This window comes from Variovorax boronicumulans, from assembly GCF_009811375.1.
Taxonomy (GTDB): Bacteria; Pseudomonadota; Gammaproteobacteria; order Burkholderiales; family Burkholderiaceae_C; genus Variovorax; species Variovorax boronicumulans.
Genome location: NZ_BKDH01000005.1, coordinates 97701 through 124296, shown reverse-complemented (window position 1 = coordinate 124296; position 26596 = coordinate 97701). Strand labels below are relative to the sequence as shown.

At 69.0% G+C, this 26596-nt stretch carries 26 protein-coding genes; 9 read left to right on the top strand and 17 right to left on the bottom strand.

Annotated elements, in window-relative coordinates; all coding sequences use genetic code 11:
- Positions 1-16 precede the first annotated feature (16 nt).
- On the bottom strand, positions 17-796 hold the full coding sequence (locus VHAB30_RS27890; protein ID WP_062481985.1) for an enoyl-CoA hydratase: 780 nt from the start codon (positions 794-796) through the stop codon (positions 17-19).
- Between the two features lie 133 nt (positions 797-929).
- On the opposite strand from VHAB30_RS27890, the gene VHAB30_RS27885 reads away from it, so the two are divergent.
- Positions 930-1538, top strand: coding sequence for a DUF2325 domain-containing protein (locus tag VHAB30_RS27885; RefSeq protein ID WP_159279331.1), 609 nt, complete (start codon positions 930-932; stop codon positions 1536-1538).
- 10 nt (positions 1539-1548) lie between these two features.
- Here VHAB30_RS27885 and VHAB30_RS27880 read toward each other — a convergent pair whose 3' ends face one another.
- From VHAB30_RS27880 to VHAB30_RS27870, 3 genes are read right to left on the bottom strand one after another with little or no spacing between them, the layout of a single operon-like run.
- Positions 1549-3405, bottom strand: coding sequence for a M61 family metallopeptidase (locus VHAB30_RS27880; RefSeq protein WP_159279330.1), 1857 nt, complete (start codon positions 3403-3405; stop codon positions 1549-1551).
- Positions 3406-3409: 4 nt separating this feature from the next.
- Positions 3410-4129 carry a DsbC family protein gene (locus VHAB30_RS27875; RefSeq protein ID WP_095746794.1) on the bottom strand — a complete coding sequence of 240 codons (720 nt, stop codon included), beginning with the start codon at positions 4127-4129 and terminating at the stop codon, positions 3410-3412.
- A 46-nt stretch (positions 4130-4175) separates the two neighbouring features.
- Entirely contained in the window at positions 4176-5303 is a 1128-nt protein-coding gene (locus tag VHAB30_RS27870; protein ID WP_159279329.1) for an FAD-dependent monooxygenase, read from the bottom strand.
- A gap of 57 nt (positions 5304-5360) precedes the next feature.
- Here VHAB30_RS27870 and VHAB30_RS27865 point away from each other — a divergent pair, with 57 nt between their 5' ends.
- The gene (locus tag VHAB30_RS27865) at positions 5361-6275 is read left to right on the top strand and encodes an MOSC domain-containing protein (protein ID WP_390904066.1); all 915 of its coding nucleotides are present in this window, start codon (positions 5361-5363) and stop codon (positions 6273-6275) included.
- A 12-nt stretch (positions 6276-6287) separates the two neighbouring features.
- Here VHAB30_RS27865 and VHAB30_RS27860 read toward each other — a convergent pair whose 3' ends face one another.
- From VHAB30_RS27860 to VHAB30_RS27830, 7 genes are all read right to left on the bottom strand, one after another.
- Positions 6288-7124, bottom strand: a complete 837-nt coding sequence (locus tag VHAB30_RS27860; RefSeq protein ID WP_159279328.1) for a hypothetical protein — start codon at positions 7122-7124, stop codon at positions 6288-6290.
- Entirely contained in the window at positions 7125-7523 is a 399-nt protein-coding gene (gene rbsD, locus VHAB30_RS27855) for a D-ribose pyranase (RefSeq protein WP_159279327.1), read from the bottom strand.
- Positions 7520-8479, bottom strand: coding sequence for a ribokinase (gene rbsK / locus VHAB30_RS27850; RefSeq protein WP_159279326.1), 960 nt, complete (start codon positions 8477-8479; stop codon positions 7520-7522). Before rbsK ends, rbsD begins: the two co-directional genes overlap by 4 nt.
- Positions 8476-9555: a LacI family DNA-binding transcriptional regulator gene (locus VHAB30_RS27845; protein ID WP_159279325.1), complete on the bottom strand. Its 1080-nt coding sequence runs from the start codon at positions 9553-9555 to the stop codon at positions 8476-8478. Before VHAB30_RS27845 ends, rbsK begins: the two co-directional genes overlap by 4 nt.
- A gap of 22 nt (positions 9556-9577) precedes the next feature.
- A complete protein-coding gene (locus tag VHAB30_RS27840; RefSeq protein WP_062482008.1) occupies positions 9578-10582 on the bottom strand; it encodes an ABC transporter permease in 1005 nt (334 codons plus the stop codon).
- 5 nt (positions 10583-10587) lie between these two features.
- Positions 10588-12186: a sugar ABC transporter ATP-binding protein gene (locus VHAB30_RS27835; protein ID WP_235926946.1), complete on the bottom strand. Its 1599-nt coding sequence runs from the start codon at positions 12184-12186 to the stop codon at positions 10588-10590.
- 61 nt (positions 12187-12247) lie between these two features.
- Positions 12248-13201: a sugar ABC transporter substrate-binding protein gene (locus VHAB30_RS27830; protein WP_062479141.1), complete on the bottom strand. Its 954-nt coding sequence runs from the start codon at positions 13199-13201 to the stop codon at positions 12248-12250.
- Positions 13202-13464: 263 nt separating this feature from the next.
- Here VHAB30_RS27830 and ychF point away from each other — a divergent pair, with 263 nt between their 5' ends.
- Positions 13465-14556 carry a redox-regulated ATPase YchF gene (gene ychF, locus VHAB30_RS27825; protein WP_056577749.1) on the top strand — a complete coding sequence of 364 codons (1092 nt, stop codon included), beginning with the start codon at positions 13465-13467 and terminating at the stop codon, positions 14554-14556.
- A gap of 134 nt (positions 14557-14690) precedes the next feature.
- On the opposite strand, the gene VHAB30_RS27820 is transcribed toward ychF, so the two are convergent.
- Positions 14691-15680, bottom strand: coding sequence for a S1C family serine protease (locus VHAB30_RS27820; RefSeq protein ID WP_159279324.1), 990 nt, complete (start codon positions 15678-15680; stop codon positions 14691-14693).
- Positions 15681-15814: 134 nt separating this feature from the next.
- Between VHAB30_RS27820 and VHAB30_RS27815 the strand changes: the two genes are divergently transcribed.
- Positions 15815-16489, top strand: a complete 675-nt coding sequence (locus tag VHAB30_RS27815; protein WP_159279323.1) for a glutathione S-transferase — start codon at positions 15815-15817, stop codon at positions 16487-16489.
- A gap of 19 nt (positions 16490-16508) precedes the next feature.
- On the opposite strand, the gene VHAB30_RS27810 is transcribed toward VHAB30_RS27815, so the two are convergent.
- Positions 16509-16979: a YqaA family protein gene (locus tag VHAB30_RS27810; protein WP_062479132.1), complete on the bottom strand. Its 471-nt coding sequence runs from the start codon at positions 16977-16979 to the stop codon at positions 16509-16511.
- A gap of 183 nt (positions 16980-17162) precedes the next feature.
- On the opposite strand from VHAB30_RS27810, the gene dusB reads away from it, so the two are divergent.
- The 3 genes from dusB to purH are packed head-to-tail and all read left to right on the top strand — an operon-like array spanning position 17163 to position 20106.
- On the top strand, positions 17163-18221 hold the full coding sequence (dusB, locus tag VHAB30_RS27805) for a tRNA dihydrouridine synthase DusB (protein ID WP_070062764.1): 1059 nt from the start codon (positions 17163-17165) through the stop codon (positions 18219-18221).
- A gap of 24 nt (positions 18222-18245) precedes the next feature.
- On the top strand, positions 18246-18482 hold the full coding sequence (locus tag VHAB30_RS27800; protein WP_056577757.1) for a Fis family transcriptional regulator: 237 nt from the start codon (positions 18246-18248) through the stop codon (positions 18480-18482).
- Between the two features lie 16 nt (positions 18483-18498).
- Positions 18499-20106, top strand: coding sequence for a bifunctional phosphoribosylaminoimidazolecarboxamide formyltransferase/IMP cyclohydrolase (gene purH, locus VHAB30_RS27795; RefSeq protein ID WP_159279322.1), 1608 nt, complete (start codon positions 18499-18501; stop codon positions 20104-20106).
- 86 nt (positions 20107-20192) lie between these two features.
- On the opposite strand, the gene VHAB30_RS27790 is transcribed toward purH, so the two are convergent.
- Together VHAB30_RS27790 and VHAB30_RS27785 are read right to left on the bottom strand one after the other, a co-directional pair.
- Complete coding sequence (locus VHAB30_RS27790) at positions 20193-20669, bottom strand: hypothetical protein (RefSeq protein WP_056577761.1); 477 nt, start codon at positions 20667-20669, stop codon at positions 20193-20195.
- A 144-nt stretch (positions 20670-20813) separates the two neighbouring features.
- Positions 20814-21710, bottom strand: a complete 897-nt coding sequence (locus VHAB30_RS27785) for a LysR substrate-binding domain-containing protein (protein ID WP_159279321.1) — start codon at positions 21708-21710, stop codon at positions 20814-20816.
- A gap of 159 nt (positions 21711-21869) precedes the next feature.
- Between VHAB30_RS27785 and VHAB30_RS27780 the strand changes: the two genes are divergently transcribed.
- Positions 21870-22859: a Bug family tripartite tricarboxylate transporter substrate binding protein gene (locus VHAB30_RS27780; protein WP_235926945.1), complete on the top strand. Its 990-nt coding sequence runs from the start codon at positions 21870-21872 to the stop codon at positions 22857-22859.
- A 45-nt stretch (positions 22860-22904) separates the two neighbouring features.
- Positions 22905-24305, top strand: a complete 1401-nt coding sequence (locus tag VHAB30_RS27775; RefSeq protein WP_159279320.1) for an amidase family protein — start codon at positions 22905-22907, stop codon at positions 24303-24305.
- A 16-nt stretch (positions 24306-24321) separates the two neighbouring features.
- On the opposite strand, the gene hemL is transcribed toward VHAB30_RS27775, so the two are convergent.
- Both hemL and thiD read right to left on the bottom strand, forming a co-directional pair.
- Entirely contained in the window at positions 24322-25602 is a 1281-nt protein-coding gene (gene hemL, locus VHAB30_RS27770) for a glutamate-1-semialdehyde 2,1-aminomutase (protein WP_159279319.1), read from the bottom strand.
- Positions 25602-26567 (bottom strand): bifunctional hydroxymethylpyrimidine kinase/phosphomethylpyrimidine kinase, encoded by a 966-nt coding sequence (gene thiD, locus VHAB30_RS27765; RefSeq protein WP_062479115.1) that lies wholly within the window; start codon positions 26565-26567, stop codon positions 25602-25604. The genes hemL and thiD overlap by 1 nt, the downstream gene beginning before the upstream one ends.
- Positions 26568-26596: the final 29 nt, after the last annotated feature.

Sequence of the window (26596 nt, the reverse complement as noted above, 5' to 3'; positions counted from 1 at the left end):
GTGACGATTCAGCCGATCAGGCGTTCTTGAAATCCGGCTGGCGCTTGGCCAGGAACGCGTCCATGCCTTCCTTCTGGTCCTGCGTGGCGAACAGCGCGTGGAACAGGCGGCGTTCGAACATCACGCCGTCGCTCAGGCCGCTCTCGAAGGCGCGGTTGACCGATTCCTTGGCCGCCATCACGGCGATCTGCGAGAAGCCCGCGATGATCAGCGCGGCGCCCAGGGCCTCGTCGGCCAGTTTCTCGAAGGGCACCACGCGGCTCACGAGGCCCGCGCGCTCGGCTTCGGCGGCGTCCATCATGCGGGCGGTGAGCGCCATGTCCATGGCCTTGCTCTTGCCCACCGCGCGCGGCAGGCGCTGCGTGCCGCCGGCGCCGGGGATCACGCCGATCTTGATTTCGGGCTGGCCGAACTTGGCGTTGTCCGCCGCGATGATGAAGTCGCACATCATCGCCAGCTCGCAGCCGCCGCCCAGCGCGAAGCCGCTCACGGCTGCGATCACGGGCTTGCGGATCGAGCGGATGGTTTCCCAGTTGCGCGTGATGTAGTCGCCCTTGTAGGTGTCGATGAAGCTGTACTTGGCCATCGCCGCGATGTCGGCGCCGGCCGCGAAGGCACGCTCGCTGCCCGTGAGGATGATGCAGCCGATGGCGTCGTCGGCGTCGAAGGCCTTGAGCGCCTGGCCCAGTTCGGTCATCAGCGCGTCGTTCAGCGCATTGAGGGCCTTGGGACGGTTGAGGGTGATGATGCCGACCTTGCCTGCTTCGGTCCGCACGTCGATGTTTTCGTAGCTCATGGTGTCGCTGTCTCCGGGGGAGGTGGGGAAAAAAACGCGTCCCACTATACCCAGCCAGGCTTCGGGCCCGCTGACGCGCGGGTGTTTCATTTGAGAATTGTTCTCATCTAGAATGGCCGCCATGGACTTCCCGATGCAAGAACATGCCGTGTTGCTGCGGGCCTATGCCCGGGTGCAGGAGCGTTGCTCGCGCCTGCTGGTGGAGCAGGCCGCCCGGGTCGAGCGGCTCGAGGCGCAGATCGTGCGGCTGCGCGGTGCACTGGTGGCGCGCGACTCGGCGATTGCCATCGTGCGCGAGGAACTGGCGGCGCGCGCCGACAGAGGCACTGCCTTGCCCCAGCGCCTGCATGCGCTGCTGGCACCGGGCGGCCGGCGCCACCACGCCCTGCCGCCGGGGCCGCAGGTGCCGGCCGATCTGCGGGCCAAGTCGGTGCTGTGCGTGGGCCGTTCGGAAGCGGCGCAAGAAGCGCCTTCGCTGGCGCGCCAGCTCGTGGAGATTGCCGGCGGCCATTACCTGCACCACGACGGCGGCGACGAGGCCGACGACCCTGCGGCGCTCGAAGCAGGCCTGCGCGCCGCCGACCTCGTGATCTGCCAGACCGGCTGCGTGAGCCACGGTGCCTACTGGCGCGTGCAGGACCACTGCCGCCGCACCGGCAAGCCCTGCGTGCTGGTGGGCGAGCCGCAGCCGATGCTGTTCGTGCGGCCGCCGCTGGCGGCGGCCGTCGATCACCCGGCCTGAACGGAAGAAATCAAGGCTTGGCTGCGAGCCAGGCCGTGATCTTGGCCGCGTCGTGCGAGAACAGCCGCCACGTGGTCGAGCCCGTCGGCAGCGTGAGCGGCAGGCGCAGCAGCCGGCGGTCGCGCGCGACGAGGGCGGTGCACTTGGTGGCATCACCGAGGTACAGCGCCAGGTCGTCGAGCTTGGTGAGGCGCCAGGCCTGTGCGGGTTGCGCCGCGCCCTTGCGACCACCGACGGCCGGCAGCTCGATGCCGAGCCATTCGTCGTTGGCCGAGAAGCCGGCCTTTTCGGCGGCGCCGCCGCGCAGCACCACCTTGATCTGCACGCTGCCGCCGCTTTCGGCCACGCGCAGGCCGAGCGCCTGCGCGGGTTGCGAGGGGTCGTCGAGCGTGGCCACGCCGTGCGCGCGCAGCAGGTCGGCCAGCGGGAGTTCGTCGGTCGAATGCACCCAGCGCGCAAGCTCGGGGGCGTACGAGCGTCCGCCCACGGCTTCGAGCGCGGCGGCGATGTCGGCCTCGCTGATCGGGCCGCCGTTGCCGTGCGTCCAGAGGTGGCGCATCACGTCGTCGAGCGTGCCCTTGCCTTCCTGGCGCAGCGTGAGGTCGAAGCACAGCGCCACCAGCGCACCCTTGGTGTAGTAGCTGACGGTGCTGTTGGGCGTCTGCTCGTCCTGGCGGTAGTACTTGACCCAGGCGTCGAAGCTCGCGTCGGCCACCGGCTGCACCAGCCGGCCGGGTGTCTGCAGCACCTGGTTGATGGTCTTGTTGAGCAGGCGCAGGTACGCGGCGTCGTCGATGCGGCCGGCGCGGCGCAGCAGCAGGTCGTCGTAGTAGCTCGTGAAGCCTTCGAAGAACCACAGCAGCTGCGTGTAGTTCTCGCGGCTGTAGTCGTAGCTCGCGAACTCCGCCGGGCGCATGCGCTTGACGTTCCAGGTATGGAAGTACTCGTGGCTGATGAGGCCCAGCAGCGTGGTGTAGCCCTCGGGCTGCTTCTTCTTTTCGCCGCGCAGCGGCAGGTCGCGGCGGTTGCAGATGAGCGCGGTGGAATGGCGGTGCTCGAGCCCGCCGTAGCCGTCGTCCACCGCGTTGAGCATGAACACGTAGCGGTCGATCGGCAGCTTCGGCCCGCCGCGCTTGCCGGCCTTGTCGCCGTGCCAGAAGCGGATCTCGGCTTCGCAGATGGCCTTGGTGTCGGCAATGAGGCGATCGCCGTCGAACGAGGCCGCGGCGCCCGCGATCACGAAGCGGTGCGGCACGCCGCAGGCCTCAAACTCGGCGCTCCAGAAGGCGCCCATCTCGACCGGGCTGTCGGCCAGTTCGTCGTAGCCGGCGGCGCGGTAGCTGCCGAAGCCGTGCTTGTCGGCCTTCGTCGGCACGAGCGCGGTGGCGCACGACCAGCGCGCGGCGTCGGCCGGCAGCGCGGGCGGCACGATCTCCAGCGCGTGCGGCGCCTCGATCTGGCCTTCGACGCGCAGGCACACGCTGGTGCCGTTGAAGAAGCCGCGCGTGGCGTCGAGCCATGCGGTGCGCACCGAGTTGTCGTAGGCGCACACCTGGTAGTGCAGCACCAGCGGCTGGCCTGGCACGCAATCGATCTGCCAGCTGCACTTGTCGAGCTGCGTCAGCACTGGCTTGCGGCGGCCCTGCGTGGCGCGCAGGCCCTGCAGGTTCTTGGCGAACTCGCGCACGAGGTAGCTGCCCGGAATCCACACCGGCAGCGCCACGCGCTGCTGCGCGGCGGGCGCGGCGATGGTCAGCGTGACGGCGAACAGGCGCGCATGCAGGTCGGCGCACTCGACGCGGCAATGCACAGCGGGCGTGGCGGTTGCAGCCGCGGCTGCGCGCCGGGAAGCGGAGGTCGTCGCCATCGGATCAGTTGGCGGCGGCGAGCTGCTTCTCGACCTGTTCGGCGGGAATCGCGCCCGGGACGCGGCTGCCGTCGGTGAAGATCAGCGTGGGCGTGCCGGTGATGTTGTACTTGCGGCCGAACTCCACGTTGCGCTCCAGCGCCGTCACGTTGCAGCTGGTGGCTGCGGCGGCGGGCTTGACGTTGCCTTCCATCCAGTCGGCCCAGGCCTTGCCCGGGTCCTTGCTGCACCAGATGTCGCGCGACTTGGCGGTCGAATCCGGGCCGAGCACGGGGTACAGGAACATGTAGACGGTCACGTTGTCGACCTTCTTCATGTCTTTTTCGAAGCGCTTGCAGTAGCCGCAGTTCGGGTCTTCGAAGACCGCGACCTTGCGCTTGCCGTTGCCGCGCACGATCTTGATCGCGTCTTTCAGCGGCAGCTTGTCGAAGGCGACGGCGGTGAGCTTCTCGACGCGCTCCTCGGTGAGGTTGCGGCGGGTCTTGGCGTCGATCAGGCTGCCCTGCAGCAGGTAGTTGCCCTGCTCGTCGGTGTAGAGCAGCTGGCTGCCGCCGACGCGCACTTCGTACAGGCCCGGCACGGGCGTCTTGGTGACTTCCTCGATGGGCGGCAGTTGCGGGATGTGCGTCGGCAGGTTCTTGCGGATCTCGGCCTCGCCCGCGCCGGCGGTGGAGAGCGTGAGCAGCGCGCAGGCGGCGACGAGAAGGTGGCGGACGAAGGTCATCGGGAAGGTTTCGGGAAAAAGGTGGAGGGCTGGAGGGCGCGGGGCGTCAGGACTTCAGGCCCATGGCTTGTGCGGTGATCCAGTGCTTCACGAAGCGCGTGCGGTCGAAACCGCGCATGCCCCAGTTGCGCAACGCAGGCAGTGGACCCAGGTTGTGCGAGAAAAGTTGCTGCAATCCGTCGGTGGCCAGGCTCATCTGCAGCACGTCGGCGCGGCGGGCGCGTTCGTAGCGGCGCAGCAGGCGGGCGTCGCCCACGCTGCGCCAGTAGTCGCGGGTGCGGATCACGTCGGCCAGCGCGGCCGCGTCGGCCAGGCCGAGGTTCAGGCCCTGGCCCGCCAGCGGATGCACCGTGTGCGCGGCGTCGCCCGCGAGCACCCAGGACTGGGTGGGCTGGCCGGGCATCGCACCCGACCAGCGGTCGGCGATGGCGCGCGACAGCGGCCACACGGCGCGTTCGCTCGTGAGCCGCAGCGAGCCCAGCTCGCCGTGGCTGGCTTCGCTCACCGCGGCGCTGAATTCTTCGGCGCTTTGCGCGACCAGCTCGGGCACGCGCAGCTGGTCGACCGACCACACCAGCGCCAGCGTCTTGCCGTGCACGCCGCCCAGCGGCAGCAGGGCGAACACCTCGCCGCGGTCGTTGAACCACTGGCGCGCGATGCCGTCGTGCGTGTGCGCGGCTTCGAGCCGCGCGGCAATGGCGTGCTGCGGGTAGCGCGTGACCTCGTAGCTCACGCCCAGCGCCGCGCGCGAGGCGCTGGCCTTGCCTTCGCACACCACCGTGAGCGGCGCGGCCACGGGCTCGGTCACCACGTCGATCAGGGGCTGGAAGCGCACCGCGTCGGCCAGTTGCTGCTCGAGCGCGGGCACGTCGACGATCCAGGCCAGCGCCTCGACCTTCTGGCGCGCGGCGCTGAACTGCACGCGGCCGCCGTCGTCGCCATGCACCTGCATCTCGTGCACCGGCGTGGCATGGGCCGTGTCGGGCCAGGCGCGCAGCGATTCGAGCAGGGTGCGGGACGCCGCGTTGAGCGCGTACGCCCGGATGTCTTCCTTGCCCGCAGGGGCCGGCGGCACCACCAGCGCGACACGCACGCGTTCGCGCGCCAGCAGCAGCGCCAGCGTGCGGCCGACGATGCCGGCGCCGCGGATACAAACTTCGGGTGAGAGGGCCATCGGATGATTGTAGGAGTTGCCTCGCGCGCGGGCGCCGATACCCGTTCATGCGGGAGAATGGCCAGCGATTTCAAAGGAACCCCCACCGTGTCGCAGCCGCCCGCTTTCGATCTCCAGGCCACCATCGCCCGCCTGTTCGTGTACCCCGTCAAATCGTGCGCCGGCGTCGAGCTCGACGAGATGCTGCTCACCGAAACCGGCCTGGAGTTCGACCGGGCCTGGATGGTGGTCGACGCGCAGGGCGAGTTCGTCACCCAGCGGCAGCTGCCGCGCATGGCGCTCATCCAGCCGCAGATGAAGCACACCGAGGTCGTGCTGCGCGCGCCCGGCATGCTGGCGCTGCACCTGGCCTTCGACCGCGTCGAGCAGCCGGTGCGCGTGCGCGTGTGGAAGGACGAGGTGGCGGCCTACGACATGGGCGACATCGCCGCCCAGTGGTTCAGCGACTTTCTTTCGGAGCCCGGCAAGCCGCAGACGCTGCGCCTGGTGCGCTTCGACCCCGAGCACCAGCGCCTGTCGAGCCTGAAGTGGACCGACGGCGTGGAGGCGCTGAACCAGTTCGCCGACGGCTTTCCGCTGCTGGTGGCCAGCGAGGGCTCGATCGCCGAGCTCAACGAGCGCCTGGCGGCGGCGGGCCACGGCCCGGTCGGCATCGAGCGCTTCCGCCCGAACATCGTGCTGGCCGGCATCGAGTCGCACGACGAAGACCGGGTCGACGCGCTGCACGTCACCACCGGCGAAGGCGAGGCCGAGCTGCGCCCGGTCAAGCCCTGCACGCGCTGCCCCATTCCCGACATCGACCCGGCCACCGCGCTCAGCAGCCCCGAGGTCGGCGACATGTTGCGCACCTACCGCGCCGACGCGCGCGTGGACGGCGGCATCACCTTCGGCATGAACTGCATCGTGGTGCAGGGCGTGGAGCACATGCTCAAGGTGGGGCAGGTGGTGGGCGCGAACTACAGGTTCGAGTAAGCGCCGTGGTCTTTACGACCAGCGAATCGGATTTCCCGTTTCGATGGCTGCGCTGCACAAAATTCGAAGCGGCTCGACGATGTAGTTGAAGTCGGCACTCGTGCGGTCGCGCATCTCGAAATGAACCGCCGTCGGGTAGCTGGAGCGACACTGACCCGCATCGTTCTGCATGCGACCGTCGGGCCAGGCAATGGCGGGGCCGGGCATTGCAAGCGCGCACCGGAAGCTTTGGCCTGAATCCAGGTCCGTCAGCAGCACGGGGCCTGATTTGAACGAGTCTGAGCCTTCAGGCGTCAGCAGGGCCTGCGTGAAGCGCTTGCTGCGAAACAGCACCTCGGCGCCTCCCGACACGACGAAGAAGCCCTCGGCATCGACGCCCAGACGCAACTCGGACGTCAGCACAAACTCGTGCGACGCCGAGGCACTGCGCAGTTCATCGCCCGAGGTCGAGTCCAACAGCACGAAGCGTTGGCCGAAGCGCGCGGACTGTTCGAAATCCGACAGCTCCGCGAGCATGCGCGGTGCCACGGCGGCGGGTGCCAGACCTCCATTCGCCTCTGGCAGGTTGTCGAACAGCGTCGGAAAGCGCTCGGCACCGCCTGCCTGGTGCAATGCATGCTGAAACTCCCGATAGCCGTGCCAGTTCGCGAGGTGTTCGTGGGCCTGTTTCATGCCCGGGTGGACGCAGCATGTCTGCAGCCACTCCCAGAACGGGCCGAAGTCGGGGTCGTCCTCGTCCTTCAACCCGGGGTAGCCCTCTTCGTCGATGGCGATGCGCGATGCCAGGGGCGTCGGCCGGGTCAGGCCGCGCTCCCAGCAGTTGCAGCGGACCGAGGCGTCGAGGCCCATTCAGAACGCCACGCCCGCGACCAGGATGATGTTCGCGTAGGGCGTGCATTCGCCCGTGCGCACCACGGCCTTGGCGCGTGCGCTCACGCGTTTCAGTTCTTCGTGCGAGATGACCTGCGGCACCACGCCCAGTTGGCCTTCGCACCACGCGGGCAGCGTGCCGGCAGGCAAGGGCTCCAGCGCCTCGCGCGCGATCAGCGCGCTTTCCACCTGCATCTCGGACAGCACCGCCTTCAGCACATCGGTGATCCCCGGCACACCGCGCGCCACCGCCAGGTCGATGCGGCGCGGGCCGTCGGGAATCGGCAGGCCGGCGTCGCCGATCACCAGCATGTCGCCGTGGCCCAGCGAGGCGATCACGTGGGAGAGTTCGGCGTGCAGCAGGGGAGAGCGTTTCACAGCGTGATCCAGTCGGGGGGTAGGGGGCTGCGCAGCACGGCGTCGCGCAGCGGAATGGAGGGTTGGGCGCCGGGCTGCTGGATGCACAGCGCGGCGGCGCGGATGCCCAGGCGCACGGCCTCGTCGAACGATTGGCCTTCGCCCAGCGCCACGGCAAGCGCGCCCAGGAAGGTGTCGCCGGCGGCGGTGGTGTCGACCGCCTGCACCTTCGGCGCGGGATGGTGGCGCGCACCGTCGGCGTCGACCGCCACGGCGCCGCGCGAACCCAGCGTCACGACCACGCGGGCGATGCCGCGCGCGCGCAGCGCCTGGCCGGCCTGCGCGGCCTCTTCGGGGCTGTCGGCGTTCTGGCCCGACAGGGTCTGCGCCTCGATCTCGTTGACCACCAGCGTGTCGATGCGGGGCCAGAGCGCCTCGGCGATGGCTTGCACCGGCGAGGGGTTGAGCATCACCGCGCAGCCCGCGTCGTGCGCGGCGTTGATGGCGCGTGTCACCTGGTCCATCGGGGTCTCGAACTGCGCGACGAGGAAGGCCGCGCCCTGCACCTGCTGCGTCAGCGAGGCTTCGTCGATGGCGACGCGCGCGTTGGCGCCGGGGATCATCACGATGCGGTTCTGGCCGCTGTCTTCCACGAGGATCAGCGCCGTGCCGGTCGGCTCGCCCGCCACGGTGCGCAGCGCCGCGGTGTCGATGCCGTCGCGCGCGAGCGCATCGCGCAGGGCCGCGCCATGCGCGTCGTCGCCCACGCAGCCGATCATCTGCACCTGCGCGCCTTGGCGCGCGCAGCTCACGGCCTGGTTGGCGCCCTTGCCGCCGGGGATGGCGTCGATCGAGCGGCCCAGCAGGGTTTCGCCCGCGGCCGGCGCGTGCGGCACGCGCAGCACGATGTCCATGTTCAGGCTGCCGAGCACCACGATGCGCGGTGCCTTGGAGGAAGAAAGAGGCTGAAGGCTCACGAGGTGCGGGACTTGGAAGGTGTGGCGGTGGTGGAAGGGGCGGGCGTCACGCCGGCTTCGCGAAAGCCCGCGTGGCGCACGGTCGAGGCGCGCACGCGCAGCTCGGGCTGCAGCACGACCTTGCGCGCGTCGCGGCGCTTGCCGCCCATGCGCTCCAGCAGCATGTCGACCGCCAGCGCGCCGATGCGCTCCTTGGGTTGGGCCACGGTGGTGAGCGGCGGGCTGGTGTAGGCCGACAGTTCGATGTCGTCGAAGCCCACGATGGAGAGTTCGTCGGGCACGCGCACGCCGCTTTCATGCGCGGCGCGCAGCGCGCCGATGGCCATCAGGTCGTTGCACACGAACACGGCCGAGGGCTTCTGCTCGGTGCGCAGGATGGCGTGCATCGCCTCGTAGCCCCCTTGGCTGGTGAAGCCGCCGCGCCACAGCAGCGCGTCGGCGTTCGGTGTCGAGCCAGTCTCTGCCAGCGCCATGCGCCAGCCTTCGATGCGCTGCTCGCTCGATGTGACGCCCAGCGGCCCGCCGATGCAGGCGATGCGCTTGTGGCCCAGCGACAGCAGGTGCCGCACCGCGAGCAGGCCGCCCTGCATGTGGGCGGTTTCCACCAGGTCGCAGGCGGGGTCGGCGATCTCGCGGTCGACCAGCACGGTGGGAATGCGCAGGCCGCGCAGCTGGGTGGCGAGCGAGTCGTCTTCGTCGGCGCCGGTCGACACCACGATGAGCCCGTCGATGCGGCGCTCGGCCAGCACCTGCAGGTACACGCTCTGGCGCCGGGGCTCGTCGTCGGTGTTGCACAGCACCAGCGTGTAGCCGGCGCCGAAGCAGCGGTCTTCCACGATGCGCACGATCTCGGCGAAGTAGGGGTTCGAGCTGTTGGGAATGAGCATGCCCAGCGTCGAGGTGGTGTTGCTCTTGAGGCTGCGCGCCATCGCGTTGGGCACGTAGCCCAGTTCGCGGATCGCCAGCTCGACGCGCTCGCGCACCTTGGCGCTCACGTGGCGCGTGTCGTTGACGACGTGCGACACGGTGGTGACGGAAACGCCCGCCTGGAGTGCGACGTCCTTGATGGTGGCCATGGTTGTGTGGGTTCCTTGAGGCTCAGGCCAATCGACGATCGGCCCGGCGCTGGCGCAGGGTGTCGATGATGACGGCCACCACGATCACCGCGCCCGTGATGATGCGCTTGCTTGGTTCGCTCGCGCCCACCTGCGCCAGGCCGGCCTCGAGCACCGCGATGATCAGCACGCCGAAGAAGGTGTTGACCACCGAGCCGCGCCCGCCCATGAGGCTGGTGCCGCCGATGACCACGGCCGCGATCACCTGCAGCTCGATGCCCACGCCCGCGTTCGGGTCGGCCGCTTCGAGGCGGGCCGACTGCATCAGGCCCGCGAGCCCGGCCAGCAGGCCCGTGACGGCGAACACGATGATGCGGATCGGTCGCGGGTCGATGCCTGCCAGGCGCATGGCTTCCTCGTTGGTGCCGATGCCCACGACATGGCGGCCGAACACGGAGCGCGTGAGCACCAGCTGCCCCACGGCCACCAGCACCACGGCGAGCACGAAGGCGGCCGAGATGCCGCCGATCCACGGCGCGGCCAGGCCCGAGATGGCGTCGCCCACGTACTGCGTGCGCGAGTCGGTGACCAGGTAGGCGCCGCCGCGCACGGCTTCGAGCATGCCCAGCGAGACGATGAAACTCGGCAGCCGCCAGGCGACCGACACCGCGCCCGTCACCGTGCCGCAGATGAGGCCGGTGGCCAGGCCCAGCAGGGCGGCCAGCGGCACCGAGAGCTTCCATTCGAGGATGGCGGCGGCCGTGACGGCCGCGCTCAGCGCGAGCACCGAGCCCACCGACAGGTCGATGCCCGCGATGATCAGCACGAAGGTCATGCCCACCGCCATCACGGCCAGCGCCGGGATCTCGTTGGCGATGGAGATGAAGGTCTCGCGCGTGAGGAAGTATTCGCTCATCGAGCCGAAGAGCGCAATCATGCCCAGCAGCACGACCGTGAGGCCCAGGTAGGTGCCGAGCTGGCCCTTGAGCGCGGACGGCGGCTTGCCGGCGGCGGCGGAAGCAGGAGAAGAGGGAGAGGCTGCGTTCATGGTCGTCAGGCGTCGGCGGAAGTCGGGGCGGATGCGGAGGAGGCGGAATCCGCCGGGGAACCGGGCACGCGGCCCGTGGCGTCGCTGAAGGCGGCGGCGAGCAGCGACTGTTCGCTCCACTCGCCGCGCTCGAACACCGCGACCAGCCGGCCGGCGCTCATCACGCCGATGCGGTCGCACATGGCCATCAGCTCGCGCAGGTCGCTGGACACCATCAAGAGCGCCTTGCCGGCGTCGGTCATGCGGTCGAGCTCGGCGTACAGGTCGGCGCGCGCGCCCACGTCCACGCCGCGCGTGGGTTCGTCCAGCAGCAGCACCTTGCATTCGCGGTGTAGCCAGCGCGCGAAGACCACCTTCTGCTGGTTGCCGCCGCTGAGCGTGGACACGGGTTGTTCGATGCTGCGCGAGCGGATGCGCAGCAGCTCCACCAGCCGGCGCGCAATCTGGCGCTCCTTGGCGCGGCGCAGCCAGCCGGCATGCGAGATCGCGCCGAGGTCGCTCAGCGTGGCATTGACGCGGATCGGCTGCGTGAGCAGCAGGCCCTGCGACTTGCGGTCTTCGGTCACGAGGCCGATGCCCGCGCGAATGGCCTGCATTGGCGAGCGCCAGCCCTTGCGCGCATGCTGCACGGGCTGTGCGGCCGGCGTGCCGTCGTGCAGTACGACCTCGCCGCGGTCGGCGCGGTCGGCGCCGAACAGCAGCCGCACGAGTTCGGTGCGGCCCGAGCCGACCAGCCCGGCCAGGCCCATGACTTCGCCCGCGCGCAGTTCGAGATCGACGTCGCGCACCACCTGCGCCCGGCCGATGCCGCGCGCGCTCAGCAGCACCGGGCCCGCCACGCGACGCGCGCGGCCTTCGTGCTCGTGCACCGCGCGCCCGACCATGCGCTGCACCAGTTCGGATTCGCGCACGCCGGCCATGGCGCGCACGTCGACCAGCTTGCCGTCGCGCAGCACCGCCACGCGGTCGGCGATGCGCTGCAGCTCTTCGAGGCGGTGCGACACGTAGACGATCGCGACGCCGCGCAGCTTCAGCAGCTCGATCTGCTCGAACAGGTGCGCGGTTTCGCGCGGCGTGAGCATGGCGGTGGGCTCGTCGAGCACCAGCACGCGCGTGTCGTCCTGCAGGTTGCGTGCAATCTCCACCATCTGCTGCTGGCCGATGCCCAGCCGCGCCACCGGCGTGGCCGGGTCGATGCCGTCCAGGCCGATCTTGGCGAGCTGGCGCTCGGCCAGCTCGTGCAGGGTGGCGCGGCGGATCCAGCCGCTCTTGTGCGGCAGGCGGTCGAGCAGCAGGTTCTCGGCCACCGACAGCGTGGTGACGAGGCCGAGTTCCTGCATGACCATGCGCACGCCCAGGCGCTCGGCATCGCGGCGCGAGGCCGGCGCGAAGGGCTGGCCATCGAGCAGCATGCCGCCGCGCGTGGGCTGCACCAGCCCGCAGACGATCTTCGACAGCGTGCTCTTGCCCGCGCCGTTCTCGCCCGTGAGCGCCAGCACCTCGCCGGCGCGCAGCTCGAGAGAAACGCCGTCGAGCACCGGCGCCGCGTAGTCCTTGCCGACCGTGCTCAGGGCGAGCACGGCGGTGGGTAAGGGCGGATTCATGGCGGCGTCGGGTGCGGCAGTCAAAACGAGGTCTTCTTCTTTTTAGGGGGAGCGGAATGGCTTACTTGGACGACTTGGTGACCAGCACCACGTCGGTCTTCACTTCGGCCGGCATTTCCGATTGCTTCTTCTTGTCGGCGATGGCCTTCAGCGCGGTCTCGATGCCGAACACGGCCTGCTTGGCGGCGAACTGGTCGGCGGTGGCGAGCACGCGGCCGTCCTTCAGCATCGGCTTGATGGCGCCGATGTTGTCGTAGCCCACCACCAGCACCTTGCCGGTCTTGCCCGCGGCCTTGACGGCCGCCACGGCGCCCAGCGCCATGCTGTCGTTGCCGGCCAGCAGGGCCTTCAGGTCGGGGTGCTCGCGCATCATGCCGGCGGCCACGGTGTTGCCCTTGTCGATTTCCCACTGGCCCGACTGCACGCCGACCACGGTCATGCCGCCGGCCTTCATGGCGTCCTGGTAGCCCAGCGTGCGCTGCTGCGCATTGAAGGTGGTCGACACGCCTTCGATGATGCCGACCTTGTCGCCCGACTTCAGCTCCTTGGCCAGCGCATCGCCCACCAGCTTGGCGCCGGCGCGGTTGTCGGGGCCGACGAAGGGCACCTGGATGCCCTTTTCCTTCAGGGCGTCGGCGTCCAGCCGGTTGTCGATGTTCACGACCAGGATGCCCTTGTCGATGGCCGCCTTGATCACCGGCACGAGCGCCTTCGAATCGGCGGGTGCGATGACCAGCGCGTTGATCTTCTGCGCCACCATCTGCTCGACCATCTTGATCTGGGCGGCGGTGTCGGTCTCGTCCTTGATGCCGTTGGCCACCAGCGTGTACTGCGCGGCGTTGGCCTTCTGGTGCGCCTTGGCGCCGTCTTCCATGGTGCGGAAGAACTCGTTGGCCAGCGACTTCATGACCAGCGCGACCTTCGGCTTGTCCTGCGCGAAGGCGGGCGTTCCGGCGATGGCGCCCAGCAAGGTCAATGCGGCAGCGCTTTGCAGGGTACGGCGGGTGAACTTCATGGTGGATGTCTCCTGAAATGAGGGGTCAGAGCGGAACGCCGGTCTGTGCCGGGGGCCCCGATGTTAATCGAGGGAAACGTTTGCGCAAACGTTTGCCAGTCGGGTCAAACCCTGAGCCTTTCAGCCCTCGAAGCCTCTGCCAGAGGGCTTTCGTGCGGAGTCGAGCGCCTTGGAAAAGGACGCGCCGGCGTGGCGGGAAGGGCGCCCGACCCGGGGGAGAACCCGGTCAGCCTAAAATCGGGGGTTACCCAAGAGGACCTCCCATGAGTTTGCAATGCGGCATCGTCGGCCTGCCCAACGTCGGTAAATCCACCCTTTTCAATGCGTTGACCAAGGCCGGCATCGCAGCGGAAAACTATCCGTTCTGCACCATCGAGCCCAACGTGGGCGTGGTGGAAGTGCCCGATCCGCGGCTCGACCAGCTGAGCGAGATCGTCAAGCCCGAGCGCGTGGTGCCCGCCATCGTCGAGTTCGTCGACATCGCCGGCCTGGTGGCCGGCGCCAGCACCGGCGAAGGCCTGGGCAACAAGTTCCTGGCGCACATCCGCGAGACCGACGCCACCGTGAACGTGGTGCGCTGCTTCGACGACGAGAACGTGATCCACGTGGCCGGCAAGGTCGACCCGATCTCCGACATCGAGGTGATCCAGACCGAGCTGTGCCTGGCCGACCTGGCCACGGTCGAGAAGGCGCTGCACCGCCACACCAAGGTGGCCCGCTCGGGCGACAAGGACGCGCAGAAGCTCGTCGGCCTGCTCGAACGGTGCCAGGCCGCGCTGAACGAGAACACGCCCGTGCGCGCGCTCGAGTTCACGAAGGAAGAGCTGCCGCTGGTGAAGAGCTTCACGCTCATCACCGCCAAGCCCGCCATGTTCGTGGGCAATGTGGCCGAAGACGGCTTCGAGAACAACCCCTACCTGGACCGCCTGCGCGAGTACGCCGCCAAGCAGGGCGCGCCCGTGGTCGCCATCTGCGCCAAGATCGAAGCCGACCTGGCCGAGATGGACGACGAAGACAAGAAGATGTTCCTCGCCGAGATCGGCCAGGAAGAGCCGGGCCTGAACCGCCTGATCCGCGCCGCCTTCAAGCTGCTGGGCCTGCAGACCTACTTCACCGCCGGCGTGAAGGAAGTGCGCGCCTGGACCATCCACATCGGCGACACCGGCCCCCAAGCTGCCGGCGTGATCCACGGCGACTTCGAGAAGGGCTACATCCGCGCCCAGACCATCGCGTTCGACGACTACATCGCCTTCAAGGGCGAGCAAGGTGCGAAGGACGCGGGGAAGATGCGGTCGGAAGGCAAGGAATACGTTGTCAAGGATGGCGACGTGATGAACTTCCTGTTCAGCTCCTGATTTCGCTCGCCCCCAGGCTGCGCGGCACTGCGTGTCCGCTACGCCAACCCCCTACCGGGGGCAACACCTGAGGCCCGGCGAAGCCGGTTCCTCGGTGTTTCACGAAGGGGCTTCGCTGTCGCTTGCCTCGTCGATCAGTTGGTCTTCTGCTTGCCCCACACCACCGTGTCGTCCACCGCATAGGCGGCACACGTCGCCTTGCGTTCGGTGCAGCCTTTCAGATGCTCGGTCAGCGCGGCCGAGCTGGTGGCGGTGCCGAACTTCTGATCGCCGGTGATCAGGAAGATCCGGGGCCGGGCCTGCAGCAGGAACTGGCGGTAGGCGTTGCGCACCGGGGTCGGGTCGGCGCCGATGGGTGGCAGGGCCTGCAGGTCCGACAGCTCGGCGTGGCCGGAAGGCGCGGGTTCCCCGTTGGGGCCGAACACCACGCCGGTGCTTTTCAGCAGATCGCGCCATGTCGCCAGCTCCGTGGTCACGCGCTGCGGCAGCTCCATCACCCATTGCGCCGGATAGGCAAAGCCGAGGTTCGCACCACCAGGCGCCACGCTGTCGGTCACGCCGACCAGCCGGCCCTCGGTGTCGAACAACCCGCCGCCGCTGGAGCCTGAAGATACGGGCGCCGAGGTCTGCACGATCGGCAGTTGCCCGGGCGCGCGCGGACGCAGCGCCGAGATCAGGCCTTCGCTCAGCGTGCGTTCGAGGCCGTGCGGGCTGCCGACGGCGAACACGCGCTGGCCGACGCGCAACTCGGCGGCGGGCACGATCTGCACGGCGGGCAGCTGCAGCGGCGTTTCGCTCGTGAGCACGCACAGGTCGCGCGACGGATCAGGGTCGCGCACGATGCGGGCGATGCGCAATGTGGTCGGGCCCTGCTCCGCGGTGACGGCGACGGCGCCGTCGACCACGTGGCAGGCCGTGGCCAGCGCGCCCGAGGTCACGGCCACCGCGCTGCCGATGGCGGTCTGGTTGTTGCCGCGCTCGCCCTTCACGGTCCAGACGGCGGGCGCGACCTTGCGGAACACCTCCTCGGGTGTGAGCGCCCAGGCCTGGCAGGCCGCAAGGCCGAGCCAGAGTCCGGTGATGAAGAGCGAGGTGCGGCGGCGCCGCGTGGAGTGAGGAGCCATCCGGGTCAGTGTAGGAAGCCGGTCCACGGTTTGCCGTAGGCGATCACGCTGTCGCAGCGGGCGCCCGGAACCCGCGCGTGTTGTGGTTAGACTGCGCGCCCGCTGCATCCTCTGCCGGAAGGCCTTCATTCGCCATGCTCACTGTCCATCACCTGAACAACTCGCGCTCGCAACGTGTGCTCTGGCTGCTCGAAGAACTCGAGCTGCCCTACGAGATCGTCCATTACCAGCGCGACCCCAAGACCATGTTGGCGCCCGCTTCGCTGAAGGCCGTGCATCCGCTGGGCAAGTCGCCGGTGGTGACGACCGACGACGGCGCCACGCTGGCGGAATCGGGCGCGATCATCGAGTCGCTCATCGAGCGCTACGGCCAGGGCCGGCTCGCGCCCGCGCCGGGTTCGCCCGAAGCCTTGCGCTACCGCTACTGGCTGCACTTCGCCGAAGGCACGGCGATGTCGCCGCTGCTGCTCAAGCTGGTGTTCGACCGCATCGAGACGAGCAAGATGCCCTTCTTCGCCAAGCCGATCGCCAAGGCCATCGCGGCGAAGGCGAAGTCGGCCTTCATTCATCCGAACATCACGGGCCATCTGAATTTCATGGAGGCCGAACTCGGCCGCAGCGAGTGGTTCGCGGGCAATGAATTCACGGGCGCCGACATCCAGATGAGTTTCGTGGTCGAAGCCTCGCAGGCGCGCGGCGGGCTCGATGCGCGGCGGCCCAAGCTCATGGCCTACCTGGAGCGCATCCATGCGCGCCCGGCCTACCAGCGCGCGCTGGAGCGCGGTGGCCCCTACGAACTGCTGAGCTGAGTTTTTTCGACCGCGCGCTTCATGACGGGAAGACGTATAGAAGCGCGTAAGTCATGGTGACGTAGCGCAGGAATTTGCCGATCGCCATGTAGCCCACGCAGGGCCAGAACGGCAGCTTGAGCCAGCCGGCGACCGCGCACAGCGGGTCGCCCACGATCGGCAGCCAGCTCAGCAGGCAGGCCTTCGGGCCCAGCCGCTCGAGCCAGCCGAGCACGCGCAGGTGGTGTTTCGAGTGCGAGTACTTGTCGGCCACCTTGTGCGCGCCGTAGCCCATCCACCAGTCGACCGCACCGCCCAGCGTGTTGCCCACGGTGGCCACGGCGATGGCCTGCCAGAACATCTCGGGGTTGAGTTTCAGCAGGCCGAACAGGATCGGTTCGGAGCCCACCGGCAGCAGCGTGGCCGATACGAAGGCCGCGATGAACAGCGTCGAAAGTCCGTACTGGGGGAGCGCGAGGAGCGCCAGGAGTGCGTCGAGCCAGGCTTGCATAGGGTCGGCGAAGTATAGGCAGCGCTCACGTCGCAAGCGCGTGGGAGAAGGCCCCGCGAAATACTGGTGTTTACGCCTGTGTCTCAGGCGCAAAAAGGCGTAAATCGTTTCAGTCGCTGAAATGCCACGTGGCTACAATCGTGCCTCATTTTTCAGCAGCCGACCCGCACAGCACTCCTTCCCATGACCTTGCAGATCGGCACCCACACGCTGGAAAACCGGCTGTTCGTCGCGCCCATGGCCGGCGTGACGGACCGGCCCTTCCGCATGCTGTGCCGCGAACTCGGCGCGGGCTATGCGGTCAGCGAGATGGTCACCTCGCGCAAGGAACTCTGGAACACGCTGAAGACCTCGCGGCGCGCCAACCATGACGGCGAGCCGGGCCCCATTGCGGTGCAGATCGCCGGCACCGACGCAGCCATGATGGCCGAGGCCGCGGTCTACAACATCGAGCGCGGCGCGCAGATCATCGACATCAACATGGGCTGCCCGGCCAAGAAGGTCTGCAACAAGTGGGCCGGCTCGGCGCTCATGCGCGACGAGCCGCTGGCGCTGGAAATCGTGCAGGCCGTGGTCGATGCGGCGCAACCCTTCAACGTGCCGGTCACGCTCAAGATGCGCACCGGCTGGAGCGAAGACCACCGCAACGCGGTGAAGCTCGCGCGCGACTTCGAATCGGCCGGCGTGCAGATGCTCACCGTGCACGGGCGCACGCGCGAGCAGGGCTACAAGGGCCACGCCGAGTACGACACCATCGCCGCCGTGAAGGCCGCGGTGCGCGTGCCGGTGGTGGCCAACGGCGACATCCGTTCGCCCGAGAAGGCACGCGATGTGCTCGCGGCCACGGGCGCCGACGCCGTGATGATCGGCCGCGCCGCGCAGGGCCGGCCGTGGATCTTCCGGGAGATCGCGCATTTCCTGGACACCGGCACCCACCTGGCGCCGCCGCTGGTGGCGGAGGTGCGCCGGCTGCTGCTCGATCACCTGGTGGAGCACTACGCGCTGTACGGCGAGTTCAGCGGCGTGCGCACGGCGCGCAAGCACATCGGCTGGTATGTGCGCGCGCTGCCCGATGGCGAGGCGTTCCGCGCACGCATGAACGCCATCGAAGACTGCGCCGGCCAGTTGCGCGCGGTCGACGACTATTTCCAGGGGCTTGCGGACCGCATGGACCGCATGCCCGCCCCGACGGCAGACGAGGAGCCGGCGGGAGAAGAGGAGACGGCCTGCGCCGTCGATTGAGCGAAGACAAAAAGAGAAGAAGCAATGAGCAAGAAACACATCGAGGACTGCGTTCGCAGCAGTCTGGACAGCTACTTTCGCGATCTGCGGGGCACCGAACCCGACGGCATGTACGAGATGCTCGTGCGCGTGGTCGAGAAACCCCTGCTCGACGTCGTCATGACGCGCGCCGAAGGCAACCAGTCCCGGGCCGCCCAATGGCTGGGCCTGAACCGCAACACGCTCCGCAAGAAATTGGTCGAGCACAAACTTTTGAAATAACTCCACGGCATATCCCATGGCTCAGACCGCACTCCTTTCCGTTTCCGACAAGACCGGCATCCTTGAATTCGCGCAGGCCCTGCATGGCCTGGGCGTCAAGCTGCTGTCCACCGGCGGCACCGCCAAGCTGCTGGCCGACGCCGGCCTGCCGGTGACCGAAGTCGCCGACCACACCGGCTTTCCCGAAATGCTCGACGGCCGCGTGAAGACGCTGCACCCGAAGATCCACGGCGGCCTGCTGGCGCGCCGCGACCTGCCCGCGCACGTCGCCGCCATCAAGGAACACGGCATCGACACCATCGACCTGCTGGTGGTCAACCTGTACCCGTTCGAAGCCACCGTGGCCAAGCCCGGCTGCACGCTCGAGGACGCCATCGAGAACATCGACATCGGCGGCCCGGCCATGGTGCGCAGCGCGGCCAAGAACTGGAAGGACGTGGGCGTGCTCACCGACGCCTCGCAGTACGCCGTGGCGCTGGCCGAGCTCCAGGCCGACGGCAAGCTCAGCGACAAGACCAAGTTCGCGTTCTCGGTGGCCGCGTTCAACCGCATCGCCGACTACGACGGCGCGATCAGCGACTACCTCTCGGCCATCGACTTCGACGCCAGCATCGGCCAGCCCGCCCCCACGCGTTCGCTGTTCCCGGCGCAGAGCAACGGCCGTTTCGTGAAGGTGCAGGACCTGCGCTACGGCGAGAACCCGCATCAGCAGGCCGCGTTCTATCGCGACCTGTACCCGGCGCCCGGTTCGCTCGTGTCGGCCAAGCAATTGCAGGGCAAGGAACTCAGCTACAACAACATCGCCGACGCCGATGCGGCGTGGGAATGCGTCAAGAGCTTCGACGTGCCGGCCTGCGTGATCGTGAAGCACGCCAACCCCTGCGGCGTGGCCGTGGGCGCCGATGCGCTCGAGGCCTACAGCAAGGCCTTCAAGACCGACCCGACCTCGGCCTTCGGCGGCATCATCGCCTTCAACCGCCCGGTCGACCTGGCCACCGCGCAGGCCGTCAACAAGCAGTTCGTCGAAGTGCTGATGGCACCGGGCTACACGCCCGAGGCGCTGGAAGTGTTTCAGGCCACCAAGGCCAAGCTCAACGTGCGCGTGCTCGAGATCGCGCTGCCGAAGGGTGGCACCACCGACTGGGACAACGGCCGCAACGCGATGGACGTCAAGCGCGTCGGCTCGGGCCTCCTGATCCAGACCGCCGACAACCATGAGCTGGCGCTGGCCGACCTCAAGGTGGTCAGCAAGAAGCAGCCCACGCCGCAGCAGCTGCAAGATCTGCTGTTCGCCTGGAAGGTCGCGAAGTACGTCAAGAGCAACGCGATCGTGTTCTGCGCCGACGGCATGACCATGGGCGTGGGCGCAGGTCAGATGAGCCGCCTCGATTCGGCGCGCATCGCCAGCATCAAGGCCGAGCACGCGGGCCTGTCGCTCAAGGACACGGCGGTGGCGAGCGACGCCTTCTTCCCGTTCCGCGACGGCCTCGATGTGGTGGTGGACGCGGGCGCGGGCTGCGTGATCCAGCCGGGCGGCTCGATGCGCGACCAGGAAGTGATCGACGCGGCCGACGAGCGCGGCGTGGTGATGGTGTTCTCGGGCGTGCGCCACTTCCGGCACTGAGTCTGCGGCCCTGCGGGGCCTGCCCGAACAGAACAAGGCCAGGGTCGCTCACGCGGCCCTGGCCTTTTTTGTGGTTGCCGTCGTTGTTACTCGTGCGTGCCGAAGCGGTACTTGAGCTGGAAGCTGATCGCGCCGTACAACCGGTTCTTGATCGTCGGCACGTAGGCGATGTTCAGGCCCCAGTTCTTGCCCTCGATGGCGGCCGTCGGAATGATGGCGGGAAACCAGTTGCCGTTGCGGTAGTCGGGGTAGCCGTCGAAGCCGCCCACCACCGCGCCGAACTTCACGCCGTAGAACTCGAAGGGCAGGATGTACAGGCCGACGTAGTGCGACTGGCGCCGGTTGCTGTTGTGGAAGGTGCCGGCCGTGACGCGGTAGGTGTCGTTCAGCGGGTACTCGAAGCCCAGGCCCGGGTTGGCGTTTTCCAGGCCCTTGCCGCTGTCGAAGTGGGCCGAGTAGAAGCCGGGGTTGACCCAGATGTTCTTCGGCTCGAAAGACTGCGCCAGCGCGAGGCCCGGCAAAAGAAGGGCACTCAGCAGCGGCAGCATGCGCAAGGGAGTCATGGGCGGGGCATCCTGAAATTTGGTCTGTCTCGCGGCTTCGATGGTGGCTGCGATGACGGCTTCCCTTGGGTCTGCGCGCGCGGGAACGGCCCCGCGAACGCCGGCGCAATATACACGCGGCGATCGCGAAAACGATGACATCGCTCAGGTGGGCCGCGCCAGGTACTTGCGAAACAGCTCGGCCAGCCGCAGCGCCGCCAGCGACAGCGGCTTGCCGCGCGGCGAGACGATGCCCAGCTCCAGCGGCGGCACCGGCATGGCGAGCGGCACGCGCTCCACCAGATCGGCATACGGCGGCATCGTGAGCATGCCGGCCGGCCCGACCATCAGCGCGTCGCTGCGGGTCAGCAGGCCCCAGCTCACGCCGAACGACGCCACCTCGATGCGGTGCTCGGGCAGCGGCAGGCCCTGCGCGGCGTACTGTTCGAGCAGGAAGGTGTGCTGGCTGCCCGGCGCCAGGTGCATCAGCCATTCGGCGCCCGCCACTTCTTCCCATCGGGTGGCGCGGTTCAGCGGATGGCCGCGCCGGCAGAGCACCGCCATCTCGATCATGTCGAGCCGTTCGAACGCGAAGTCGGCGTCGAGCGCCGCGGCCACCGGGCCCGCCACCGCGAAGTCGATCGTGCCTTCGCGCAGCAGCGGCAGCACCTGGGGAATCAGGCCGTCGAAGAGCTTGAGCTGCGCATGCGGCATCGCCTTGCGGAAGGCGCGCACCACCTCGGGCAGCACGCCCAGGAACACCATCGGCGTCACCGCGACGGCCACGCGCCCGTGCTGGCTGCCCTGGAGGATGCGGATGTCCTGGCGCGCGAGTTCGAGCTGCTGGTGCGCCAGCCGCGCGCGCACGGTGAGCTGGCGGCCGCACTCGGTGAACTCGATGCCGCGCGAGCTGCGCAGCACCAGCTGGGCGTCGACCTCGGCCTCGAGTTCGCGGATCGCCTTGGTCACGGCCGCCTGGCTCAGGTGCAGGCTGCGCGCGGCGGCGCGGATGCTGCCGGTGTCGGCCAGCCGCAGCCAGGCCTTGAGCTGGTGGTCCTTCATGCGGCGCATTCTGCCGCCCGGCGCCACCGGGTGATCCCCAGACAAACGCAGGTTGTCATCGCGACAAGCGATTGTCTTTTCCGGCGCGCGGCCGATTTCTAGACTTTGCGCACCGGTCGTCTCATGGTGAGCGGCGGGACTCTCACAGGAGATACCTTCGTGCCTGCACTGTCATTCGCGTGGACCCGCCGCACCGTCCTGGCCGGGCTGGCCGCCGTCGCTCTGAGCGCTTCGATGGGCGCCTCGGCCCAGTTTCCCGAGCGCCCGTTGAAATTCATCGTGCCCTACGCCGCCGGGTCGGGCGTGGACGTCGCGGTGCGGCCGGTGGCCGACGCCATGGGGCGCGAGTTGGGCCAGGCCCTGGCGGTGGACAACCGCCCCAGCGCCGGCGGCATCGTCGGCACGCAGGCGCTGGCCACCTCCGCGCCGGACGGCTACACGGTCGGCTACGGCAACCTCGTCACGCTGAGCATCAACCCGGCCTTCTTCTCGAAGCTGCCCTACGCGCCCGAGAAAGACCTGGTGCCGGTCGGCCTGATCTCGAGCAACGCCTACGTGCTGATCGTGCGCAAGGACCTGCCGGTACGCAACCTGCAGGAGCTCATCGCCTACGGGCGCGAGCATCCCGGCAAGTTGTCGGTCGGCTCGCCCGGCATCGGCAGTGCGGGCCACCTGACCGGCGAACTGCTGAAGGCCGAGACGGGCCTGACGATGGTGCAGGTGCCCTACAAGACCGGCACGCAGGCGGTCGGCGACATGGTCAACGGGCAGCTCGACGTGACCATCGAGAACATCTCGGCGGTGCTGCCGTTCATCCAGCAGGGCCGGGTCAAGGCGATCGCCGTGACCAGCGCCAAGCGCGCCGGCGTGCTGCCCGAGGTGGCGACGGTGGCCGAGAGCGGCGTGCCCGGTTTCGAGGTGGTGGCCTGGGGCGCGCTGATGGCGCCGGCGGGCACGCCGCGCAAGACGGTCGACCGGCTCAACACCGCATTGCGCACCGCGCTGGCCGACCCGGCCGTGGTGCGCGCCAACGCCGCGCTGTCGATCGAGGCATTGCCTTCGAGTCCCGAGGAACTCAGCGCGCTGATGAAGCGCGAGAAGCCGCGCTGGGCCGACGCCGTGCGGCGCGCGGGCGTCAAGGGCGACTGACGCAGGTCCGATCGATCGATTTCATTTTTCTCAAGGAGACAACGCATGCAACTCTGGCAACTGGAAGCCGCCGACCTGGCGCTGCGCATCAAGGCGCGCGAGGTCTCGTGCGTCGAGGCGGTGCGCAGCAGCCTGGCGCGGCTGGAGGCCGTCAACCCACGGGTGAACGCCGTGGTCGACGGCTGCGCCGACGAGGCCCTCGGCGCGGCGGCGCAGGCCGATGCCGTGCTCGCGAAGGGCGAGGCGACCGGGCCGCTGCACGGCGTGCCGGTCACCATCAAGGTCAACGTCGACCAGCGCGGGCATGCCACCACCAACGGCGTGGAGGCCTACCGCAGCGTCGTGGCGAAGGACGACAGCCCCGTGGTCGCGAACCTGCAGCGCGCCGGTGCGATCGTGGTCGGCCGCACCAACACGCCCGCGTTCTCGATGCGCTGGTTCACCGACAACGCGGCCCACGGCCGCACGCTGAATCCGTACAACGCCGACGTCACGCCGGGCGGTTCGAGCGGCGGTGCTGCAGCGGCGGTGGCGGTCGGCATCGGCGCCATCGCGCACGGCAACGACCAGGGCGGATCGATCCGCTACCCGGCCTATGCCTGCGGCGTGTACGGCCTGCGTCCGAGCTTCGGCCGCGTGCCGGCCTTCAATCCTTCGGGTGCGGGCGAGCGGCCGATGGTGGTCCAGCTCACGTCGGTACAGGGGCCGCTGGCGCGCAGCGTGCGCGACCTGCGGCTGGCCTTTGCCGCGATGGCGCAGCGCGATGTGCGCGACCCGTGGTGGGCGCCCGCGCCGCTGGAATCGGCCACGTCGGGCAGCCCCGTCAGCGTGGCGCTGTGCACCGAGCTGCCCGGCTACGCCTGCGACCCTGAGGTGGCCGACGCCTTGCAGCGCGCCGCGCGCCGCCTGGAGCGCGCCGGCTACCGCGTCGAGCCCGCGCAGCCGCCGCGCCTGCGCGAGACGGCCGACCTCTGGCTGTCGCTGACGATGGCCGACAGCCGGCTGCTGGTGGAAGAGGCACTGATGCGCGACGGCGACGACACCATCCGCCAGGCCTACCGCGCCATGGATGCGCACGCGCCGCAGTTCGACACGGTGGGCTACATGCGTGCCGTGGCCGCGCGCACGGGCTTGATGCGCGAATGGGCGCTGTTCCTGCAGCGCCATCCGCTGCTGCTGATGCCGGTGTCGTGGCGCCATCCGTTCCTGGTCGACGCCGACCAGCGCGGCAGCTCTGCGATGCGGGAGATTCTGGATGCGCAGAGCCCGCTGCTGTCCACCGCGATCCTGGGCTTGCCGGGGTTGTCGGTGCCGATGGGGCTGCGTCACGGGCTGCCCACGGGCGTGCAGCTCGTGAGCGACCGCTTCCGTGAAGACCTCTGCCTGGCCGCGGCCGAGGTGCTCGAAGCCGAGGCCGGGCCGGTGGCGGCGGTCGACCCCGCCTGAGCGGGGAGGGTGAGCGTCAGCGCTTGCGGAAGATGTCGCGCGCCGCCGCGATGGTGGCCGCGATGTCGTCCTCGCTGTGCGCGGCGCTCACGAAGCCTGCTTCATAGAGTGCCGGCGCGATGTACACGCCACGGTCGAGCAGGCCGTGGAACAGCGCATTGAACTGCGCGTTGTCGGTGGTCATCACCGTTGCGTAGTTCTGCGGCAGCTCGTTCATCAGGAAGAAGCCGAACATGCCGCCTTCGCTGTCGGCGTTGAAGGGCTGGCCCTCGACGGCCGCGGCGGCCTTCAGGCCGTCGACCAGCGTGCGGGTCTTCTTCGCCAGCGCTTCGTAGAAGCCGGGCTTCGAGATTTCCTTCAGCGTGGCCAGGCCGCAGGCGGTGGCCACCGGGTTGCCCGACAGCGTGCCGGCCTGGTAGACCGGGCCCAGCGGCGCGAGCTGTTCCATGATGGCGCGCGGGCCGCCGAAGGCCGCCAGCGGCATGCCGCCGCCGATCACCTTGCCGAGCACCGTGAGGTCGGGCGTGATGCCCAGCACGCCTTGCGCACCGTGCAGGCCGACACGGAAGCCGGTCATCACCTCGTCGAAGATCAGCAGCGCGCCGTGCTGCGTGCACAGCTCGCGGCAGCGCTTGGCGAAGGCGGGCGTGGCGCGCACGAAGTTCATGTTGCCGGCGATCGCCTCGATCATCAGGCAGGCGATGTCCTGGCCGTGCAGCGCGAAGGCTTCCTCGAGCTGCTGCAGGTTGTTGTACTCGAGCACCAGCGTGTGCTGCACCACCTCGGGCGGCACGCCGGCCGAGGTCGGGTTGCCGAAGGTGGCCAGGCCCGAGCCGGCCTTCACCAGCAGCGCGTCGGCGTGGCCGTGGTAGCAGCCTTCGAACTTGACGATGGTCTTGCGGCCGGTGGCGCCGCGCGCCAGGCGCAGCGCGCTCATGGCGGCTTCGGTGCCCGAGCTCACGAGGCGCACCATCTCCATCGACGGCACCAGGGCCAGGATGGCTTCGGCCAGCTCGATCTCGCGCTCGGTCGGCGCGCCGTACGAGAAGCCTTCGAGCACGGCCTTCTGCACCGCCTCGACCACGGCGGGGTGGCCGTGGCCCAGGATCATCGGGCCCCAGGAGCCGATGTAGTCGATGTAGCGCTTGTCGTTGGCGTCCCAGAAATAGGCGCCTTGCGCGCGCTGGATGAAACGGGGCGTGCCGCCGACGGCCTTGAAGGCGCGCACGGGCGAGTTCACGCCGCCGGGGATCACGGCGCGGGCGCGCTCGAAAAGAATGTCGTTCTGGTCAGTCATCAGTGTCGCGTGTCGTGCGGGGGTAAAGCGAAATCGGGAGGGGTGTCGGGCGCGTCGTCATCGTCTTCGTCGTCCTCGGGCTCGGCCCAGAACAGGCGGTCGGGCAGCACGTGGCCCATGCCGGGGCGAAAGCCCGCGTCGAGGCAGCGGTCCATGTAAGCGAGCGCTTCGGTCGTGGCGGCCACGAGGTCGGTGCCGCTGGCGAGCAGGGCGGCGAGCGCGGCCGAGAGCGTGTCGCCGGCGCCGGCGAAGACGGCTTCGAGCCGTTCGTACTTTTCGCTGGCCAGCACCGACTGCGGCGAGGCCAGCACGTTGTCGATGAACTGGTCGGGCAAGACCATGCCGGTGACCAGGGTGTAGGGCACGCCGAACTCGCCGGCGGCCTTGGCGATGTCGCGCGCGCCGGGCGGGCGCTCGCCGCTCCAGTCGGGCAGCAGCCAGCGCCACAGGGTGCTGTGGTTTCCAACCAACACCGTGGTCTGGGGCAGCACGAGGTCGCGGAAAGCGTCGAGATAGGCCTCGATGAGGTTCTCGTCCCACCACGACAGGTTGGGCATGTAGGCCACCACGGGCACGTCGGGATAGTCGGCGGCGGTCTCGGCGATGGTGCTCAGCGCCTCGGGCGTGCCGGCAAAGCCCACCTTGATCAGCTGGACCTCGACGTCTTCGAGGATGGCGCGCGCCTGCTCGGCCACGGCCTCTTCCTCGAAGGCGAAGTGGTCGAAGATCTCGGCCGTGTCGCGGGCGTAGGCGCCCGTCACCACCGGCAGGATGTGAGCGCCCACCGATCCCATGGCCAGTGCGTCGGCGCCCAGGCCGCCCGCGCCGCTCGGATCGCTGGCATTGAACACCAGCACGCAGGGGGGATTCAGGTCGCGTTCGCTCAGCGCCTCATCGTCCTGCGAGGGGTCGTTAAGATTGCCCGGTTTGCGGGCGTTCTCGTCTGGATGTAAGTAGATGGTCATACGCCTAGCGAAATCCCCTGGATGGTGGC